The organism is Alkalihalobacillus alcalophilus ATCC 27647 = CGMCC 1.3604 (assembly GCF_000292245.2).
Classification (GTDB): Bacteria; Bacillota; Bacilli; order Bacillales; family Bacillaceae_D; genus Alkalihalobacillus; species Alkalihalobacillus alcalophilus.
In genome coordinates this window covers 1-17,366 of the sequence record NZ_ALPT02000044.1, presented here as the reverse complement: position 1 = coordinate 17,366, position 17,366 = coordinate 1, and the positions used below count along the sequence as shown (strand labels likewise).

Annotated in this window: 24 protein-coding genes; all 24 read right to left on the bottom strand. The window is 43.2% G+C overall.

Annotated features, from left to right (window positions below):
- Positions 1–21: 21 nt before the first annotated feature.
- The gene (locus BALCAV_RS12760) at positions 22–1,086 is read right to left on the bottom strand and encodes a hypothetical protein (RefSeq protein ID WP_003321268.1); all 1,065 of its coding nucleotides are present in this window, start codon (positions 1,084–1,086) and stop codon (positions 22–24) included.
- A 31-nt stretch (positions 1,087–1,117) separates the two neighbouring features.
- The gene (locus tag BALCAV_RS12755; protein WP_003321267.1) at positions 1,118–1,510 is read right to left on the bottom strand and encodes a DUF2190 family protein; all 393 of its coding nucleotides are present in this window, start codon (positions 1,508–1,510) and stop codon (positions 1,118–1,120) included.
- A gap of 31 nt (positions 1,511–1,541) precedes the next feature.
- Positions 1,542–2,687 carry a hypothetical protein gene (locus BALCAV_RS12750; protein WP_003321266.1) on the bottom strand — a complete coding sequence of 382 codons (1,146 nt, stop codon included), beginning with the start codon at positions 2,685–2,687 and terminating at the stop codon, positions 1,542–1,544.
- A 200-nt stretch (positions 2,688–2,887) separates the two neighbouring features.
- Positions 2,888–3,889, bottom strand: coding sequence for a hypothetical protein (locus tag BALCAV_RS12745; protein WP_003321265.1), 1,002 nt, complete (start codon positions 3,887–3,889; stop codon positions 2,888–2,890).
- A gap of 2 nt (positions 3,890–3,891) precedes the next feature.
- Positions 3,892–5,382, bottom strand: coding sequence for a phage portal protein (locus BALCAV_RS12740; RefSeq protein ID WP_003321264.1), 1,491 nt, complete (start codon positions 5,380–5,382; stop codon positions 3,892–3,894).
- Positions 5,375–7,054: a phage terminase large subunit gene (gene terL / locus BALCAV_RS12735; RefSeq protein ID WP_003321263.1), complete on the bottom strand. Its 1,680-nt coding sequence runs from the start codon at positions 7,052–7,054 to the stop codon at positions 5,375–5,377. The genes BALCAV_RS12740 and terL overlap by 8 nt, the downstream gene beginning before the upstream one ends.
- Positions 7,055–7,600: 546 nt before the next feature.
- Positions 7,601–7,888: a hypothetical protein gene (locus BALCAV_RS12730; RefSeq protein WP_003321262.1), complete on the bottom strand. Its 288-nt coding sequence runs from the start codon at positions 7,886–7,888 to the stop codon at positions 7,601–7,603.
- A 36-nt stretch (positions 7,889–7,924) separates the two neighbouring features.
- Complete coding sequence (locus BALCAV_RS12725) at positions 7,925–8,479, bottom strand: phage protein Gp27 family protein (protein ID WP_003321261.1); 555 nt, start codon at positions 8,477–8,479, stop codon at positions 7,925–7,927.
- On the bottom strand, positions 8,466–8,783 hold the full coding sequence (locus BALCAV_RS12720; RefSeq protein WP_003321259.1) for a hypothetical protein: 318 nt from the start codon (positions 8,781–8,783) through the stop codon (positions 8,466–8,468). The genes BALCAV_RS12725 and BALCAV_RS12720 overlap by 14 nt, the downstream gene beginning before the upstream one ends.
- Positions 8,776–9,048, bottom strand: a complete 273-nt coding sequence (locus BALCAV_RS12715) for a hypothetical protein (RefSeq protein WP_003321257.1) — start codon at positions 9,046–9,048, stop codon at positions 8,776–8,778. The genes BALCAV_RS12720 and BALCAV_RS12715 overlap by 8 nt, the downstream gene beginning before the upstream one ends.
- Before the next feature lie 157 nt (positions 9,049–9,205).
- Positions 9,206–9,508, bottom strand: coding sequence for a Mor transcription activator family protein (locus BALCAV_RS12710; RefSeq protein ID WP_003321256.1), 303 nt, complete (start codon positions 9,506–9,508; stop codon positions 9,206–9,208).
- A gap of 13 nt (positions 9,509–9,521) precedes the next feature.
- Positions 9,522–9,932 carry a regulatory protein GemA gene (locus BALCAV_RS12705; protein WP_003321255.1) on the bottom strand — a complete coding sequence of 137 codons (411 nt, stop codon included), beginning with the start codon at positions 9,930–9,932 and terminating at the stop codon, positions 9,522–9,524.
- Positions 9,933–9,946: 14 nt separating this feature from the next.
- Positions 9,947–10,171: a hypothetical protein gene (locus BALCAV_RS12700; RefSeq protein ID WP_003321254.1), complete on the bottom strand. Its 225-nt coding sequence runs from the start codon at positions 10,169–10,171 to the stop codon at positions 9,947–9,949.
- Positions 10,172–10,184: 13 nt separating this feature from the next.
- Positions 10,185–10,643, bottom strand: a complete 459-nt coding sequence (locus BALCAV_RS21235; RefSeq protein WP_003321253.1) for a hypothetical protein — start codon at positions 10,641–10,643, stop codon at positions 10,185–10,187.
- Positions 10,644–10,666: 23 nt separating this feature from the next.
- A complete protein-coding gene (locus BALCAV_RS12690; RefSeq protein WP_003321252.1) occupies positions 10,667–11,176 on the bottom strand; it encodes a host-nuclease inhibitor Gam family protein in 510 nt (169 codons plus the stop codon).
- Positions 11,177–11,366: 190 nt separating this feature from the next.
- Positions 11,367–12,653, bottom strand: coding sequence for a 5'-3' exonuclease (locus tag BALCAV_RS21230; protein WP_003321251.1), 1,287 nt, complete (start codon positions 12,651–12,653; stop codon positions 11,367–11,369).
- 80 nt (positions 12,654–12,733) lie between these two features.
- A complete protein-coding gene (locus BALCAV_RS22815; RefSeq protein WP_003321250.1) occupies positions 12,734–12,970 on the bottom strand; it encodes a hypothetical protein in 237 nt (78 codons plus the stop codon).
- Complete coding sequence (locus BALCAV_RS12675) at positions 12,954–13,268, bottom strand: hypothetical protein (RefSeq protein ID WP_003321249.1); 315 nt, start codon at positions 13,266–13,268, stop codon at positions 12,954–12,956. The genes BALCAV_RS22815 and BALCAV_RS12675 overlap by 17 nt, the downstream gene beginning before the upstream one ends.
- 21 nt (positions 13,269–13,289) lie before the next feature.
- Positions 13,290–13,805, bottom strand: coding sequence for a DnaD domain-containing protein (locus tag BALCAV_RS12670; protein ID WP_003321247.1), 516 nt, complete (start codon positions 13,803–13,805; stop codon positions 13,290–13,292).
- Positions 13,793–14,164: a hypothetical protein gene (locus BALCAV_RS12665; protein ID WP_136445960.1), complete on the bottom strand. Its 372-nt coding sequence runs from the start codon at positions 14,162–14,164 to the stop codon at positions 13,793–13,795. The genes BALCAV_RS12670 and BALCAV_RS12665 overlap by 13 nt, the downstream gene beginning before the upstream one ends.
- A gap of 13 nt (positions 14,165–14,177) precedes the next feature.
- Positions 14,178–14,375 carry a hypothetical protein gene (locus BALCAV_RS12660; RefSeq protein WP_003321245.1) on the bottom strand — a complete coding sequence of 66 codons (198 nt, stop codon included), beginning with the start codon at positions 14,373–14,375 and terminating at the stop codon, positions 14,178–14,180.
- Positions 14,372–14,749 carry a hypothetical protein gene (locus BALCAV_RS12655; RefSeq protein ID WP_003321244.1) on the bottom strand — a complete coding sequence of 126 codons (378 nt, stop codon included), beginning with the start codon at positions 14,747–14,749 and terminating at the stop codon, positions 14,372–14,374. Before BALCAV_RS12655 ends, BALCAV_RS12660 begins: the two co-directional genes overlap by 4 nt.
- Before the next feature lie 28 nt (positions 14,750–14,777).
- Complete coding sequence (locus tag BALCAV_RS12650; RefSeq protein ID WP_003321243.1) at positions 14,778–15,677, bottom strand: AAA family ATPase; 900 nt, start codon at positions 15,675–15,677, stop codon at positions 14,778–14,780.
- Position 15,678: 1 nt separating this feature from the next.
- A partial coding sequence (locus BALCAV_RS12645) for a transposase domain-containing protein (RefSeq protein ID WP_052044381.1) occupies positions 15,679–17,366 on the bottom strand: 1,688 nt, incomplete at its 5' end.

The following is a 17,366-nucleotide window of genomic DNA, read 5'->3' as shown; positions in this document are numbered from 1 at the left end:
TTACCACTCGCCTTCAAACTATTAAGATTGTGCCGGAAGAGTAACTTCTTGAACATTTTCTTCAACAGCAGCGAACACCGCACGCCAAAAGTCTCCGACAACTTGACTTTCTACCAAACGAGTAATATCACCCATGCTTGAATTGATTTCAAGGTCTTGTTTGATAATCTCTTTAAAACCTTTCTTCGGTCGGATCAAGTAGATTTTGTCTTCTGGAACCCCTTCGTACAACGTCACTTTCTTTCCGACTTGACCTTCCCATCCTTCATAAAATACAAGGTCGCGAATACCTTCAAGCGGACGATACGTTCCACCACCAACGGCAAAACTACCAATCGCATCGCGGATGTCTTCTTGATGGACAGGGTTCGCAAGTAGAATAGTAGGCGGACGCTTTTTGCCCCTTGCGTCATTTAACCCTTGACGAATGCTTTCTCTTAAACTCAAAAGATAATGGCTGCCACTTTGACCTTCTATCTTTTTACCAGCTGGATCAACATACTTAGCAGCCGTTTTGTTAACAGCTTTGTAACCAAACTTAAAGATAGGAGAGAGATGCAAGTGATTAAGGATCGCATGATGGGCCTCACCGAATGCCTTGTTCAACAACTCAAAGTTGAAAGTTTCGTTGAACTCTTGCATTTCCTTCGTATATTCGAAACCAGCTGTATAGCCTTTAATCGAAACGACAGGACCTTCTTCAGCTGAAAGGGTTCCGAATTTAACTTCAGCACCTTCAAAGTGTTCATTAAAAACAACCGCGCCTCGTTGTGCCCATTTCGCTTTAAAGTCACGCGGAAAGTTAGAATCCTTGATCATGTCATAAATCGCACGATAAAGAATAGGCACTTGCTCACGTCCCATTTCAACATCAAGAACCACTTTCCTCATAAGTTCTTTTCGTGCTGTGTCACTTGACATCATTTCACCAATCGGAACCGCAAGCTCGACCGTTTCCATCTCGCCGTTGACGATTTTCTTTTCAACTTCATTTTGCACACCATTTAATTTGTAAGACACATTGCTTTGATGAGTACCTTTACGGCGATCTTCCAACAATGCGTCACGACTCCAAATTCTAGCCAATGTCAAAACCTCCTCTTAAATAAATGTTTAATTAAATTTGTGGACCTAAGATGAACAGGATAACCCCATTAGCATCTTTTGCCTCAGACACGCGGCCAACTTTTCTATTACCTTCTTCTTCAACAGTGAAGACCTTTGCTTCTTCGTCAAAATAGACGATAGCACCTTTTTCGAACTCATTGCCCGATTTTAACTGGTCAGTCTCATATTCAGCTTGTTCGATGTTGAGGGTTAACTCAGCTTGCTCACCAGCCTTTGTCTCAACACTACCAAACGCAGCACCGAAGTAACCTTCAAGCACATAAAATTGAGCATTTTCAATTTTTGTGTTCGGCGGAACCGTAACGACAATACTTTTACCGTCCGAGATTTTCGCCCTCGCACCGTGATACGTCTTAACTGGAACAGAACGCATTTCTTGCATGTTTCTCACTACCTTTCTGGTTTCTTTTTAATTAAATGGAGCTATTACGAGTTTTGGTATATTTGCTCGCGTTCGGGTTGTTCGGATTATTCATCTCTCCGACAATCGGAGTAGATGAAACAAAATGAGCACTTAAAGCACTCTTGACCGTCTCGTCTTTGAGCAACTCCTCAACTTCGCCAGCGATTTGCTCTTTCGTTGCATCTTCACTGGGGTTGATCATCTTCAGGACTAACCCTTGAGCCATCTCGCCAGTTACTTTTTCTTTGATTACTTCTGAAATGACAGCGTTGCGATCCGCTTGACGTTTAGCTTGCAACGCTTCAACAGCTTGTTTCGCCAGTTCATCAACTTCCATTTCACCCGACACACCTTGAAGGATTTGTTCCAAGCTCTTCAATCGAGTAGAGTCGCCATTCAACCCATTTACCCAATCCGATTCCATTTCGCCAGCTAATTGCTTTACATCCACACCAAGAGCAGCCACAATTTGCGAGAGCGTTACTTCTTCGCTCTGTAGCATTGCTCTTAATTTTTCGACAAGTTCTTTCCAAGTCATAGTTTCATTTCCTCCTATAATTTGATTTATTTCATCCATCTCACCGATAGCGACAATTCTGGTCGGCATCCCTGAGCGATCAAGTGGAGTCCAATCAATCGAGAGAGGACGATAATCAATGACATCAACCTCACCAGATACCTTCTTTGAGATTTTCGGATAACCAAAGATACTGACTTGCTTAATCCGTTTCGTCTTGATCCAACGCTTCAATTTGTCAGCGTCCTTGTCCACCACACCACGAAAATAAGCTACTTTATTTTGTTCATCGTAAACCGCGCCGACCCAATGAGTGACTGGTTCAACGAACCTATTGCTGACTTCTTCTTCTGTTTGATGTCCCAGAAAGCCGTTAAGCGTATGCTTTTGAACGTGGTTTACAATCGCTTTTAACGAGCCTTCTTGATAATTCCAACCTCGCTTACTTTTTCCGACAGGGACCTCAACGACAATTTCCATCGGCGAATCATCGCCATCCTTTATAGCGTCTAAGTCCACATCGGGAGCGAGAGGGATATCCTCGGGCTTCAACTCACTAACAGTTGCATTCAGTCGAACCGAATCGCTTTTTAACGGCTCTTCTTCACCGACAGGGTTCTTCATCCAAAGACTTAGCAATCTCCCAACCTCCTTTCAATAAAATGAGTGGTTTTTCGAAGTTCTTGCAATTCTACTATCACCCAAACTATTTAATAGCGTTTAAAAACGTTTAGATAGCGTTTAAAAACGCTTTTAATATATTTCGTGACTAATTCGTCACCAAACTCACACACAAGGCAAAATGAAGCGAATAAGAGCCTTTTAATTCTTGGCATCTATTAAGCTACTAAATCGCTATAAACATCTTTGTACCACGTTTCTAATCCAGCATCTGATTCGGGGTTATTTACCCAATCAGCCAAACGATCAACGAAGTCGTCTGGTTCCTCGTGAACCTGAACAAGCGAGCATATGCAGTTAGGGTGAGCAGGGAAGAGAGGTTCATTTCCCTTGCCGTAAACTCCTTTTCCTAATCCTTCATCATGTTCAGCCATCACATCGCAAATATCAGGTGAAGGATGAGAGAGCGAAAGTAGCCATTGAACACCCTTGTAACTTGGTGCGACTTGTCCAGCAGCAATCGTTCCCTCACCGTATGCAGCGGTCATTTCTGTTCGAGCTAACCTTAAAGCTTCATACGATAACTTGCCCGGAACGCGGTTCCCGAGTCGATTGACCAGTTCTGGATAATCACTCACAAGCGTTTTGGCATCTGACAACACATATTGCTCAAGGGCAGCAGCCACTTTGTTAACGTTGTAACCAAGACCAATACCTTCACGGATAATCGTGTTGATGTGCCTGTTCGCTTTGTCTGTCTGTTGCCAGATGCGGTCTGATAACTGTAGGCCTTTTGTTGTCCGAGCGAATGAAGCTTCCAAAGCCTGTCGGTTGACAGTCGCAAACATGCGATTCGTGTCGAGGTTAACACCAGCTTTCGCAAACAAACTTTCAGTTACAGCTTTTGTGTAACTCGTGCCGATCACTACACCTTCACTCATATAATTGAGAAGGAGTGCTTCATACTCAGCACCAAAACGAGCAACCTCTCTCCGTATACTCTGACCTAACTCGTAAAGCATTTGTTCCCGACGAGAAGGGGAGGAAGGGAGGTTCATACCACCAAGCTCCACATTTATACGCTTGACCAACGCAACATACATTTGAACAATCTCAGGGTCTTGCCTTAATCGAAGGTCTATATAAGACTTTCTCGCTTCCAACGCCCATCTACCGTAAGCACCAGCCGCCTCTTTCAATCTCTTAATCTCGTCATTCATGCCTATTCACCTTTTAGCAATTTGTCAATTGCTTCTTTTTGAGATTGCAAGAATTGATCATCTTCTAATCTCATTTTCGATAATCGGGTCGTCATGATTTTCTGCTTCTCGTCAGGTTCATCGCCCTCTGTCTCGTAAGGGAGCATTGTGTCGATGTACTTTGATAAGAACTTAACCGCAGCATCCAAGCTCATAAATTCGCCTTCAAGTGCCATTTTAAGAGCTTGAGTAATGACGAATATCTCGTCAGCGATCTCTTTTGAATCTCTAGGGTCTATTGATTCCCATTTGAGGGATGCCGCATAACTTTTATAAGCGATACCTTGAGAGAGCGCCGTCATCGCAAGCACCATTCTAGCCATCAATTGCCACGATTCCTCGAACTGTTCTCGTTTACGTTCAATGCGACGTATAAGGATAGGCATCTGCTCTTTGACGCTCGCTTGGCTTGACGGTGTATGTACACCGAACGCAAACTCAGGCACTTCCGAAGTGTCAACTATCATATAAAAGAGCAACTTCAACAAAACAGCAGCGTCTCCGATAGCACTTCTCACTTCGACATATCCAGCATCTTCATCATCTTGCAGCATAATCAACTCATGACCCTCAAGGTCGATGGTTTTACCTTCACTCAACTCTTTTTCAGCATCCTCAATGCCGAAATTGTTCGAAAGGAATGCGTCAACATCCGTGAGCTTTAGTTTGAGTTTCGGTGTGCTGTGCATTTTTGACCCTTGAATCGCATGTAACATGACATCGTGATAAGCTTTCAAAAAAGGTTCAATAGGTTCAGCTTCAGAACGTCCAAATCCTTCTAATTCATCCGATTCATTTTTGAAATGAACGATCGGAATGAATCCCCACTTATTAGAATGTTCGCCCGGTTCGATATCTGGAGGAGTGTCACCATCAATTTCGATGATTTCCTTTTCTGCCGATATCCTTTGTCGAACAGTCGCTTGACGTTTCGAACCGTTTTCTTCCCATGAATGATAGGAAGCCAAAACATACTCTAACGGTTCACGAGTTAGAGGGTCGAACACAATTTTTTCAATCTGTTCAGGAGGGAGGATCGTATACTTGATTCGACTTTCATCTTCAGGGAAAAGGACGCTGCCTTTTTGTTGACGGGTCAACATAACGAAACAATCACCTTCACGCAATGCGTTCAATTGCGTTTTCATCATTTTGCTGACATTCTTTTCTCGGAATGAATCAAGCGTCGCCTTGGCATCTTGTTCCTCGTGAACGAATTCGGGCAAACCAGTGAAGGCGGCGACAGTGTTGACAATCGGCTTGACGAAACCAGCACCGAGTTTATAATCCTCGGCCGTGTTGTGGTATAGCTCACGAGCTAGTGGATAATCAACACGCTTCGAATCAAGTGTGTAAGATGCGTGGGCTTTGCCACCAAACAAACGAGCATGAGCCTTTTGTCGAAGCTTAGATATTTCGCCAACGGCTTTTTTCATCCAGCTTTTTTTAGCCATACACTTTAGCTCCTTTCACTAGTTTCCCGACCGCTCTGGATGATTTGATTCCTTTTTGAGACAGCGTGATCGCCATCTCAAGAGCATCGGGTCCATCTTTTTTCGCTCTCGGATACCCTTCGAGCTGTTGAATAAGTAAGGTTAAACTTTCATGAATGAGAACATAGCCATTATTGATACTCGGCTCCATGGACTCAATCCTCAAATCCTTGCTCAATTTACTTCTGACAGGTTGCACATTCAGATGCAATCCTCGTTTTTTTGCTCTTTTTCGAACCTCATTTTTAAAGAAGGCTTGGAATTGAACATCCTCAACACCGACCACTTTCGGCTTCATTCCCATCGACAAATACTTTTCTACCATTGAAAACAATGCCTCAATGATAATATCAGGATTACGACGTTTGATATCAGCATCATTACAGTACATTTGTCCTGTCCCTTTATGGGTCAGCAGGGCGATGACAGCAGAAAAGTCAGCGTTTTTACTTTCGCCCATAGAAGGATCAACCGTCACTACAAGATCCATTTCTCGAAGTGGAGGGAGCTGACCATAAGTATATGTTTGCGGTCGAAAGAATCGTTCTGCCGATGATTGTGGATCGTTCTGAAGTTCACTCGCAAATGCTGATTCTCCATCCGTCGCCCTAATAACCATGAGCGAGTAATAACCGTCAGGGAAATTCGGGTTGTTCGAATCCCAAAGAACTTCTGTCCCTTTAAGCATTTCTTCTTTATGCTCTAAAAAGAAAGCTTTAGCATCTTCCTCAGCGTTAGGGTTATCAAGGTCAATGAATATTTTCTTCCACTCATCCCAAAGGTCTTCTCGTTCAGCGAACGCTATAACAGCTTGGTATCGCTTCGAATCATAACCGGGACTTTTTAACAAGTCGCCCAGGAGTGATTCCTCGTGAATGACTGTTCCGATTACCACGAAATCAGTATGCTTTGAACCAGCACGACGAACAGCTTTGCGATACCAGTTTTTCAACTTATTTCGTTGTTCATGCGTAGCAGCGTTGTCGTCATTCTCGATGTCGTCCAAAATAATGAGATCAGGACGACGATTCTTATTTTTACGGCCACGCACTTTCATTCCAGCACCTAAAGCCTCGATTTTGACACCATTAGAACAAGTGATACTTCCTTCTTGCCATCGGTCGCCCTTTAAACGTCCGAAATCTTGAACGATTCGTTCGTTATGCTCAATCTCATCTTTTATATTGCTGATAAATCCCTGAGCTTGATCATAGGCATCCGACATAATGAGGATGTAAAACTTCTTTGTGTAAACAGTGACCCACAACGGAAATACAAAATCCCATATTGTCGTCTTAGCATGACCACGAGGCGCAGCTCGCACCATCGACGAGCCACCACCGCGTTCAACGACTTGTTTTAAATCCATAAACCATTCGCCGTGAAAGGTTGGTGGAGCTGTAGGGATGTAATCTTGATAATACGCTCGTGCGTAATATTCCATTGATTTTTCACCGAGCATCCGACGCAAGCCAGTCGGTCCAGCGAATGGACGTTTTCCTTTCAACTCGTAAAGTTCAGGGAAATCCTTCGCGTATTCCTCCCACAAAGGCAACTCCCACGACTCAAGAGGTAGTTGTTCTTCATTGGAGCTGACTAACTCCGAAATGAACGATGACTTCTTTTTAGTCATTTCATCTCACTCACTCCCTTAATGGTTTCGTTCCTTGGTGCAGGTAACGGATTTGAACCGTTCGTGACCTTTCCTGCAAATGAGAGAGACCGCCCCAAAATATAAATGGGCGGTTCTCATATATATAAACACATTAAATTCAATCGCGTTCGACGAGACAGGTGGCAGTTTCTCCCCTTGCTTATCGCTCCTTGCATTCGTTTTGATGCAGATCGTGGCAACCCTGTGACGGCGACCTAACCGTCAGATAATCCATTCAGCACGTAACAACATCCGTTACACCTTCTAAAGCCTCGGTCATAACCGATGAAGCGCTTTGAATGAATAGAGCTAATACAGGCCTGTCTCTCATAAAGAGGTCCAATATGGCATGATGCAGCAGAAGTTGGCTCTTCCGCTGAATATGCGTCACCTCGAATCGGATTCGAGTGAAGTGTGCTGGTCACACATGAACGTTGTCAAAGAGCAATCTTACTTTTGGGCGGATTCACGGAATTGAACCGTGATAAACACCAGAATCCGCATGGTAGACTGACCAACTAAGGGTCAGTGCGATAATTTCATTACTTGCCAATCCTTCGCAGCTAAATGTTCGCCACTGAATACGAAATCACAAATGACCTCGCCGTCAGGTTTAACAACCATTAATTTTCGTTCACCAGAACTCTCGATGTTGTGAAGCTTAAATCCATATTCCGTTCCTTTGCGTCGGATTGCCTCTCCTTCATTCAAGAGGGCGAACGCAAGTCCGAAATCAAATTCAGCTTTCATCGTTATCAAATCGTCCACGTCAACTCCGCCAAGTTCCGCAACCTCTTTTTCTGTAAGTGTCACGATTTTCACTCCTTTCAAACGTCATTTAAACACTGTTTAATCTGTCGTTAATTCCTCTTGTACGTTGTCAATGATTTCGAGCATTCTCAGAAGTAATTCAGGGTGAGCTTTCAGTTCGTCTTGCACTCGTGATTTATACTCGGCATGAGCAGCCGATACACCTTTGTCAAACTCGAACTTCAACTTCTCTCGCATAATCCCGGAACGTTCTAGCGAAGCAACGAGACGACCGACTTTATCAAGTGGTAAATCGTCGAATTCATCCTCAGCTGTGGATATCCTCTGGATAAGTCCTGTCATCATCAATTCGTTGGCTACTTGAGCAAGGTCGGTGTTAGGTTGCTCCCGAACCGCCTCGACCAGAACTTTCATTTGTTCCCGGGTCTTTGTGATTCGTTCGGCGATTCGTTCGAATGAGCCATGATAACGAGAGAGGGAGGCGGCTGTTATTGATTCGCCATTTTTAGCGACAGCTGCAACAATATCCTCGTAGGTATATCCTTCAGCGAGCATCTTATCGACCGTTTCACGACTTTTAAGGGATTCGACCTTGAAGTGCTTGCGGTGCGACTTTCGTTTACTCGTACTCATTGACCGTCACTCCTGCATCCTCGATTGTTCCTTCGAGTAGGTCAATTCCTTTGCTGGTTAGTTCCACTAAAGGAACTTTTCTTCCAAGTTGTTCTAACTGGATTTCTCTCGTTGCGACATAACCACGATCTTCAAGGTATTTGATATGACCCTTCAGAGATTGCCCTGATAACCCTAAGCCATACTCCAACAAGCAAACGTCAATCGTATTCGCACCGACAGCTTCAGGGTAACTAATCTTAGCAATCTTCAGAATGTAGCCACGAGTTTGCTTGTTCTTAACTGCCGAAATTGATTTATTCATTACCTCCACCACCTTTCTCGATTCGTTGATAAATTTTATCTAGTTTATTTTCCATTCGTGCCATCTGTCGGATATAGTCATCACGCGTTACATACGTAAACGGCAAGTCACGTTCGAGCGCCCTGAAGCGTTCATTTAGCTTCTCGATCTCATCCGCATTTTCAGTAAGCTTTTCTTTAACTTCTTTTTTATCCGACTTTATGTAAAAGCCGAGAATACCGATCATCGTCATGATGATGATGTTAAATGCTTGTTCCCATTCCAACTGATTCCACCCCCTAATCAAGCAAAATAAAAAAGCTCCTGTCATTACTATCTGACAGAAGCTTAACCCATAGAAAAATTTTCCTACATACGCATAATATTCATTTTTTCCTTGAAACACCGAGGTAAAATAGTCGCTTGCAATAAATAAGCTCGCGTTAGTCAAACAACGCGAGCTGGTTCTGATCCAAAGCATATTCATTTAGTATCGTTCGAACTCTGCTATCTGATATCCCGAATTCACGAGCGAGCTTTCGGATGCTGTCACCATTTTTATGAGCTTCAGCAATTTTTTGATCGCGAGCAACTCTTAAAAGGCCGTCTACTTTAGGGATATACATGTAAGTACCTCCGAACTCTTGCGTCATCTTAATGACACCATCCACACCGATAACTTGAGCTAAATTTTGATAAACTTCCGGAAGGTCCTCGACCTTCAGTTTGTGCATCCATTTTTCCATTGTTGACCTCCTACTATGCTTCATTCTCTTTTTCTGTCAGCTTTTTAAGAGACTCAATCAAACGCCAAGCCTTTTGAGGTGTAAGCCATTCAATCCGATCGACACCAGCATACTTTTTCATGAATGCTTTCATTCGTTTCGGATTATCTTCCCAGCCAAGCTCTTTCTCAAGTTGTTGTATCTTCCAGATTTGTTGATTACTCACTTGACTTGATTTTCTTTTGTTTGATTTATTCGCTTTAGATGGTTGATTATTTTTTCCCCCTAAACGGTCAATGACCGCTTTTGCTTGGTCGAAGGTGAGGGAGGAGATGGAAGGAGACCCACTAACTTCACTCACAACAGAACGCAAGTCATCCTCCTCTAAATTCAGCTCCTTCGCCGTCGCCCAAATCTTCCGAAGTTGTCCATTATTCAGCTTCATCGTTATCCTCCTTGTTACTTGGTTGCTTCTACTGGTTCGCCAATTTTCTCTAATTGAATAGATACGGCGTAACGGTCACCTTTTTCGAAGTGACTTGAAAACGCCGTAATACCAGCAAGAAGGTTCGCCAGTTCTTCTCCAGTGACATCTTTGTTTACATCGAGATAAACACCTTCAATCGGCGTTACTAGCTCTTTCACTCTTCCGCCTGAACGTGCTGTTGTTTGTGGCTTTGCCATGTGTATACCTCCTTTAAATTAGTGTAAGGTTGAGTTTTTTCTTTCTCTCACTCAATAATTTCGCTTTCGCTTCCTTGCGAGAAATCGGTCTAATCGGACGAGCGAGGAAGGAAATCTCAATATCCGTGAATTTGATTTCAATATCTGTGTATTCGACCGATTGAAAAGGGAAGTCTTTATACCAAAACAACTTGCCTAACCTCACTTTCTCGAACACTACTTCTTTTCCTGTTTTAATAGTGGTTTTGAATTCCGTTAAACCATCACCTTTAGAAAGGGTGGTTTGACAGAGGAAGTCTTTTTCTAAACTCTGTGCAACATAAGATACCCTAAGTCTATAGGAATCTATTTCTATTGATTGAATACCTATGATGAGATAATTTTCTCCCTCACACTCTACGACATCACCGATTCTATAAGGTTGTTTATATAATTTCGTAGACCGTTGCAGCGTTTTTATGACCTCTTGCATTTCCCCAACTCCTTTAACAAGGACTAATCAGCTTGAGATAACTTCTCGCGATTGACCACATACCAGAACTTGTCGGTCTTCTTTTTACGAGAAGCTCCGACTTGTTTCAAGAAATCATCGTCCATGCCTTCAAGAGCTTCTTTATTCGGTTTATGCTCGGTTGAAATTAGATGTTTGAAGCGAGCGCCTAAGCCAAGAAGGGCGTCGACCGTCGATTTATTGCTTTTCACATGGACACCACCACCAGTTTGACGGAACCCCACCTCACCAAACACTAAATCCATTGATTTTTTATCAGCAAAATCTTCTTTCTTCTTTTCTTCAATGAAGAGCTGGACATTTTCCTCAATAAGCTTCTTTCTCTCAGAGAGAGGGGAAACTACCTCTTGAGCTTTCTCGCGGATCGCATTGACTTGTTTCGTGACTTTCGCTTCTTCAGCTTCAATCTTGATATCAAGTTCGCCAATTTCACGCAAAGCCTCTTGAACTTGCTGGTAATCACCGTAAATAGATACTTTCTTTTTCTTTGCCATAGGTATAACCTCCTAAGTTAGTTTATTGTCCAAACGCAACCGAAACGCCTAACATTATTACCACCACAATCAAAACTCCTGTGAAGTTCCTATGTCGTTGACTTTCCTTTTCGCCGATGATTGCGAATGTAAAAAGAAAGAGGAGGCATAGGAACAAACTTTGAATAAGTATTGTCAAGGTATTCACCTCCTATGTACGAGTAAAATTCAACCACTCATACGCTTTTCTTTTTCCTTGTTCATTCACATGCAGCTCATACGGTTCAAAGTCGCTTGCGATATTAGGAATGTCACGAATAATTGTGACAAGACGCTTGCTCAATTCGACATTTTCTTTCCCTTCCTCTAGCTTCTTTCGGTATCGACTGAAGCTTTTGTCGAGGTTGTCGAGTTGTCGATAAATACCTTCCAGCGACCCATAAGATTGAACTAGAGGGAAGGCAGCCTTTTCACCAACTCCTTTACAGCCTGGGATATTATCGCTTGATTTTCCTGTCTCTCCTAAAAGAGACTTGACATCAATCCACTGACGAGGCGTTACACCATATTCTTTTTCGAAATTCGTCGAGGAATAAACGACATCTTCTTTATTTCTGCTAATCACTTGCAGCACATGACCGCCAGTGTCTAGCAATTGGAACATGTCTTTGTCCGAGGAATAAATAAAGCACCTTTCATCGTCATTGGTTTGTTCAACCCACTTGGTAGATAAGGCGCCGATCAAGTCATCCGCTTCATATGGCCGTAATCGAATCTGAGGAATGTTCATCAGCCTGAGAACTTCTTCAGTTGTTTCGAATTGTTGCTTTAACTCAGGTTCTGTCTCGTCCCGTAACGCTTTGTAATCAGGATAAATCTGTCGACGGAACGTTTCAGTCCTTCCGACATCCCAACATACAACAACGTGAGTGGCTCTGAATGATTCAATCAGCCTCATAAGCTTCTTTACAAAGACATAAACGCCATTTGTATAAAGACCGTCTTGATTTTGCATGAGGTCTCCTCTGAAGCTTGTCGCAAAGTATCCTCTCGATAGGAGATTCGCTCCGTCAATTAAGAGGAGGGTCCTACTTCGATTCACTTTAGGTTGAGGGATTTCATTTTCATTCATCAACTGAACCGTGAATGTGTCACCAATGATTTCCGCACTCGTCAAACGATTCATTCCGACCTTATCCAACTTCTGAACCTGTCGAATCATTTTACTCAATGCTTCCAAAAGGTTCGTTTTACTAAGGTTAGAAAATCCGTGACACACAACCGTGGCAGTCGCTCCATCTTGCGATGATTTAACTTGATAATCTCCAAAGGAGGGCTTATCTGTTAAATGCAGAGTAACACGGCCATTTTCGATACGAGCATGATCGAGATTATAACCACTCATATCGCGAAGGGCTATCATTAATGACTTCATTTCACACTCAAATGTACGAGGCGAAGCTTTGTGGCTTGCCATCATAACGAATACCGTCTTCATGGTTCACCAACTTCCTTGTCTATTGGAGTTTTAATCAGCTCCATCGGTAGCATGATCGTTCATGCTACCTGTGCAAATGATTAAAACAAAGTTAATTGTTCGGGTTCGATTATCTTTTCTTCTTCTGGAAGGAGAGAAGAGGAGGTCATGTCTACAATGTCATCCTTTGAAACTCTGAAAAATTTATGACCGTCTTCATCACCTTCGTCTAACGTGATTTCGTAAGGGAGGAGTTCCCCATAAAAATAGTAGGTAACTGTGGCCCATCCTTCGAATAATAGGTTCTTGACGTAAATCCGTTTATTGTGCTGGTTCAAATTCCATCACCTTCGAAATTGAGAGGGTGCGATACATGCTGCATTGTTGTGCGTTTGCGTCAGCGTCGAAAATGCAATCCCTTAACTCATTTTCAGAAGCGATCAGCGAGGCGAACTTATTCTCCGCCAGTAGTAGATTTTTGATTGCTTTGTCTACAAAGGCAGGAGCAGCGTTATCAAATTCATGCCAAGCGAGGAACAGTTCCTTGCGTGCATTTTCGATTTCCTCATTCGGTGTTTTCATTGCAATTGCTTGTCCGATAGATTCCTTCACTTCGTAAAGTCGTTTTAATAACATGGTTTAAACCCCTTTTAAATTTTATTGTTCCAACCAGTTGTACCAAGGTACAGTTCGTTTCGATTCACTTTCTTGTCGCTCAGGTCTTGCTGTTTTCTTTTGAAAACGGTTTGGTTGGTTTTCCCTGAACTTGCTTGTATGTTCTCTAACTTGCTGAATAGTCGTTATACCGTTTTGCTTCCAATTGGTGAGTATTCGGTCGATATAGCGTATCGTTCGAACGTTAGAAACGACCGCTTCTCTAAGGGCAGCGACAATCAATTCGTCGCTATGCTGGTCTTCATCCAACCACATTCCAATTGTTTGCAATTCCATTGGTGATAAAGGTCTAGCAAACTCTCGCTCTATCATCGTATACAAGGCGGTAGGTGAGTTGGATTCCTCTTTGTAAGGGCGGAAGTTGACCGTTCGCTCCGTGTTGATAACTTCTTCATGGCCCACACATATTGGACATTGGACGCTGTAAAGCTCCTTACTTTTCGCGACACCGAAATCCAATTCGCAATCTGGACAATAAAAGAGTTCTAGTTTTCGCATAAGATGACCTCATTTTCAGTGATTTTTCCATTCCAAGCGTCTTCCATAACGTCATAAATCTCGCCGTGCGTCACTTCATCTTTGTTATCCAGTAAATAGTGTAGATTTCGAACCATTAGTATTGCCTTCAGAAAGCCAAGTTCCTCATCGGTAATTGCACCGTTTCCGTTCTCAATCCTAGATCTAATTTTTCCGAAAATGGAAGCCTGGGCATAAGCGAAGCACTGTCCTGAGAGATAAACCTTCGTAGGTCTTTCTTCTCGTAGGCTCGAAATCTCTAAAGCTAGTTTCTTTCTGTTCAATCTCGGCTTGCGTGGTCTTTCTATCCCGAGTTCTTTCAGGATTTGAGCTTTCGTCATTTTTTTCTTCTTCCTAGCCAACACTCATCACATCCTCCGAATTAGGATAGAGAGTGTATTCCAATTTCGCGACGACGTTGATAATTTCAAGCGGTCTGCCATGCGGAACGGCTAACATCTGACGACAATCCTCGTCGTGGTAGATGTCTACTTTTCCAAATTTGTCGTACAACTCATCTTGCGTGCGGATGATTAATTCTGTCTTAGTCATGCGATGACCCTCCTCATGTGCTTGTTGCGTTTGAACTGTATTTCTTCCACGACATATCCTCGAAGGTTAACTTCTAACCAACCCCACTTTTGATCGCTCATACGGATGCCGAGAGGACTTTCTTCTAATTGCATATAGGTTGTAATTTCAAAGCCGAGTAATTTGGATAATTCATATTGGCTAAGTCCAGCAGCCTTTCTCATTTCCACTAGAAAATATTGACGTTCTTCAGCTTGCTCTTGTCGAACTTGCCATCTCCATTTATAATTCTTTAGAGTAGCGAGTTCGAGATTGAAGGCATTGCAGATTTGTTCGTCCGTCATGCCTTTGTTAACGAAATCGACGTATTCCGTGTGAGAAATGGTTCGTCGCATCGGATTCACTCCTTTCAAGGGAATCGGGTTAGGCTCCGATTCCCATGTATTTTGCGACGTTGGTTAAGCCATCGACGCTGACATCTTGGTTCGAGGCGCTGTTAACAAACACGTTGACAGCTCCTCGAATACCCCAACGACTTCGAGCAATTCTCCACAAGAATTTCTGTTCATCCTCATTTAGTTCTGGAAAGAGCAATTTCACATCATTCAACTTCACTTTTGTTGTCAAAACATTTTCACGAATAGCCATGCGACTAAATAACTGAGCAAAGGCAGCTTCTCCACGACCGAGCATTTTCGTGTAAATCTCGTCGTTGCCGATAAGGACCAACCCAACACCACTCTCGTCCGAAATAGCTCTCAAATGCTCCAACGCTCTCAATGTAAGGTGTTGTGCTTCATCAATAATGATGACACGACCTGATTTAGCAAGCTTTTTAACGATGTCTCGGTACATGCGACGGATGGAACTAGCTTCGTTTATGCGAAGTTCCTCAGCGATAAGCTCGCTCACACCCTTTGGAGTGGAGTATGCAGGAGCTATCGTGATGAAGATGCTATCAGGGTGACTACTCACATATGCTTTCGCACCTTGCGTTTTACCGACACCAGCATCCCCATATACAGCACCGATACCGCCTTGAACGTGACAATAAGTGATAACATCCATTACAGATGTCGAAATACTCGTTTCGCGAAAATCAGGCTTCTTCGGTGCGATTGATCGTTTCTCAGAAACCGAGAGGAACGCTTCGACCTTTGGTTCAATTTTGTGTGGTGTTGGATAAGTACCTTTCAAGTATTGAGATAAGGCAGGGGCGGAAATGCCGATTGACTTAGCGACCGCCGATTGGGATTCATTCGAATTTTCGATATACTCTTTTAACATTTGTTGCAAGTGGTTGATTTTGATTCCTTCACTCATTTTAATTTCCTCCTTGTTTGAACTTCTTTAGGTTATTAGCGATTCGACTAATACTAACCGGGCTATTATGGTGGTCGTCACCAGATGCTTTCGGTAAAGCTTCAACATGCTTCTCGTTCGCTCTGATTGGGTTGATGACCTTAGCTGTAGGGTCTTGTACATTCTCCGCATTTATCCTAGCCTTGCGAAGCATGATGTCCATTGCTTCAGGAGCCGTATAAATTTCAGCAGCACTGTCTTTGTATGCCTTGATTTGCTTTTTCTGCTTCTTGATTTCACTAGCAGCCTTACGAAGCTCCTCTTTGCTCGCTCCGTACTCAAGTGCAACTCGATTTTCTGCCGTCAATATGTAACGGTCTTGGCTGTCGTAAACTCGGACAGTACCCATATCATCAGGATTGTAACGGATGTACACTTTTTGTCGTTGGTACTTAGCGACAAGATCATGGTGATAATATTCGAGCTTCTGACCATACATCGTGAGTGTAACTCCAACCCTTGATACAGTGAGTGCTCCACTCGAACGCAGCATCATCAAGTCTAAATCTTCCTCTGTAGCTGTACGCTTCTCCACTAAATTTTCCGCATACACTTCATTTGGTGTTCTACCGTTCATACCGTCACCCTTGTGAGATTGTTGATTGTACCAACCTTCCACATAAGAATCGAAACTTTCGATAAAGTCCGCTTCTTCGATGACATTTTCCTCGTTTTTGATAACATCTTTTAGACGCTCAGGTCTTTCGAGAATGTGTCCACCAGTGAATGTCTTGGTGAGTCGCGAAAACTCTTCTTTGAATTGTTTGAAAGCGCGCTCTATGATTTTCGCTCGCCCGTTTCGGACCTTAGCATTCATCATCTTGATACCAAGTCGTTCGAATATTGGTGGTGGCTTCACTTCTTCATCTTCTTTTTTCTTCTTGCGACGACCACGACCGCCGATGTCGCTAACCAAGAACTCCCGACCGTTATCGACATAAACTTCTTTAGGAACACCGAATCTCAATATCCCTTTCCGAAGGGCGAACAAGTTGGCATCTGAGTTCGGTGTATCTGTTACGAACCAACCGACCATTTTCCTCGCTCTAACATCTTGATACATCGTCACATACGGTCGATAAATCGCTCCATTCGGTCGTCTCACCATTACGTCAAAGGTGTGGTTATCCGCAACCCATATCTCATTAGATTGCAAACTACTATAAATTCGTCGGATGTAAGGAAGAGCTTTGTCATCCGCATCCTTCGCGCCGTATCGGAAAAACCTAAGAACCGCATATGGTATCTTCTTGGCTTTTCTCTGGAATGTCTCGTAAGTAGGTAAGGGGAGGAGTTCCGGTTCGTCCAGTTCCGCCCATGTTTCGACTAACTTCCGACAATAACTGATTGATGGTCTTGCTTCATCGAGGTAGTATTGTTCAAAGATGGCCCATGCCACATCTGGAATTTCAGTTAGCCCGCGATTCCAACCGCCTCGCTTGTCCACTAAAGCCTCGTCGCCTTGCTCTTGCCAATTTTTAAATTTCCTTCTAAGTGTTGAAGTGGTGAGAGGGTGATCCTCGTTCGTCTCATTCCACTCCTGAACGAACAACTCATCCAATTCCGTTTTCTTTCCGCCTTGGCTCCGATATTCTTGCCAATCATCTAAACACTTTCGCCAGAAGCCGATTTGTTGTCGCTCTTCTTCTG

Bases quoted from the DNA above. Each gene is read 5' to 3' on its own strand.
- BALCAV_RS12755 (WP_003321267.1), bottom strand. From the start codon at position 1,510: ATGCAAGAAATGCGTTCTGTTCCAGTTAAGACGTATCACGGTGCGAGG.
- BALCAV_RS12745 (WP_003321265.1), bottom strand. From the start codon at position 3,889: ATGAATGACGAGATTAAGAGATTGAAAGAGGCGGCTGGTGCTTACGGT.
- BALCAV_RS12740 (WP_003321264.1), bottom strand. From the start codon at position 5,382: ATGGCTAAAAAAAGCTGGATGAAAAAAGCCGTTGGCGAAATATCTAAG.
- terL (WP_003321263.1), bottom strand. From the start codon at position 7,054: ATGACTAAAAAGAAGTCATCGTTCATTTCGGAGTTAGTCAGCTCCAAT.
- BALCAV_RS12725 (WP_003321261.1), bottom strand. From the start codon at position 8,479: ATGAGTACGAGTAAACGAAAGTCGCACCGCAAGCACTTCAAGGTCGAA.
- BALCAV_RS12720 (WP_003321259.1), bottom strand. From the start codon at position 8,783: ATGAATAAATCAATTTCGGCAGTTAAGAACAAGCAAACTCGTGGCTAC.
- BALCAV_RS12710 (WP_003321256.1), bottom strand. From the start codon at position 9,508: ATGGAAAAATGGATGCACAAACTGAAGGTCGAGGACCTTCCGGAAGTT.
- BALCAV_RS12705 (WP_003321255.1), bottom strand. From the start codon at position 9,932: ATGAAGCTGAATAATGGACAACTTCGGAAGATTTGGGCGACGGCGAAG.
- BALCAV_RS12700 (WP_003321254.1), bottom strand. From the start codon at position 10,171: ATGGCAAAGCCACAAACAACAGCACGTTCAGGCGGAAGAGTGAAAGAG.
- BALCAV_RS21235 (WP_003321253.1), bottom strand. From the start codon at position 10,643: ATGCAAGAGGTCATAAAAACGCTGCAACGGTCTACGAAATTATATAAA.
- BALCAV_RS12690 (WP_003321252.1), bottom strand. From the start codon at position 11,176: ATGGCAAAGAAAAAGAAAGTATCTATTTACGGTGATTACCAGCAAGTT.
- BALCAV_RS21230 (WP_003321251.1), bottom strand. From the start codon at position 12,653: ATGAAGACGGTATTCGTTATGATGGCAAGCCACAAAGCTTCGCCTCGT.
- BALCAV_RS12675 (WP_003321249.1), bottom strand. From the start codon at position 13,268: ATGTTATTAAAACGACTTTACGAAGTGAAGGAATCTATCGGACAAGCA.
- BALCAV_RS12670 (WP_003321247.1), bottom strand. From the start codon at position 13,805: ATGCGAAAACTAGAACTCTTTTATTGTCCAGATTGCGAATTGGATTTC.
- BALCAV_RS12665 (WP_136445960.1), bottom strand. From the start codon at position 14,164: ATGACGAAAGCTCAAATCCTGAAAGAACTCGGGATAGAAAGACCACGC.
- BALCAV_RS12660 (WP_003321245.1), bottom strand. From the start codon at position 14,375: ATGACTAAGACAGAATTAATCATCCGCACGCAAGATGAGTTGTACGAC.
- BALCAV_RS12655 (WP_003321244.1), bottom strand. From the start codon at position 14,749: ATGCGACGAACCATTTCTCACACGGAATACGTCGATTTCGTTAACAAA.
- BALCAV_RS12650 (WP_003321243.1), bottom strand. From the start codon at position 15,677: ATGAGTGAAGGAATCAAAATCAACCACTTGCAACAAATGTTAAAAGAG.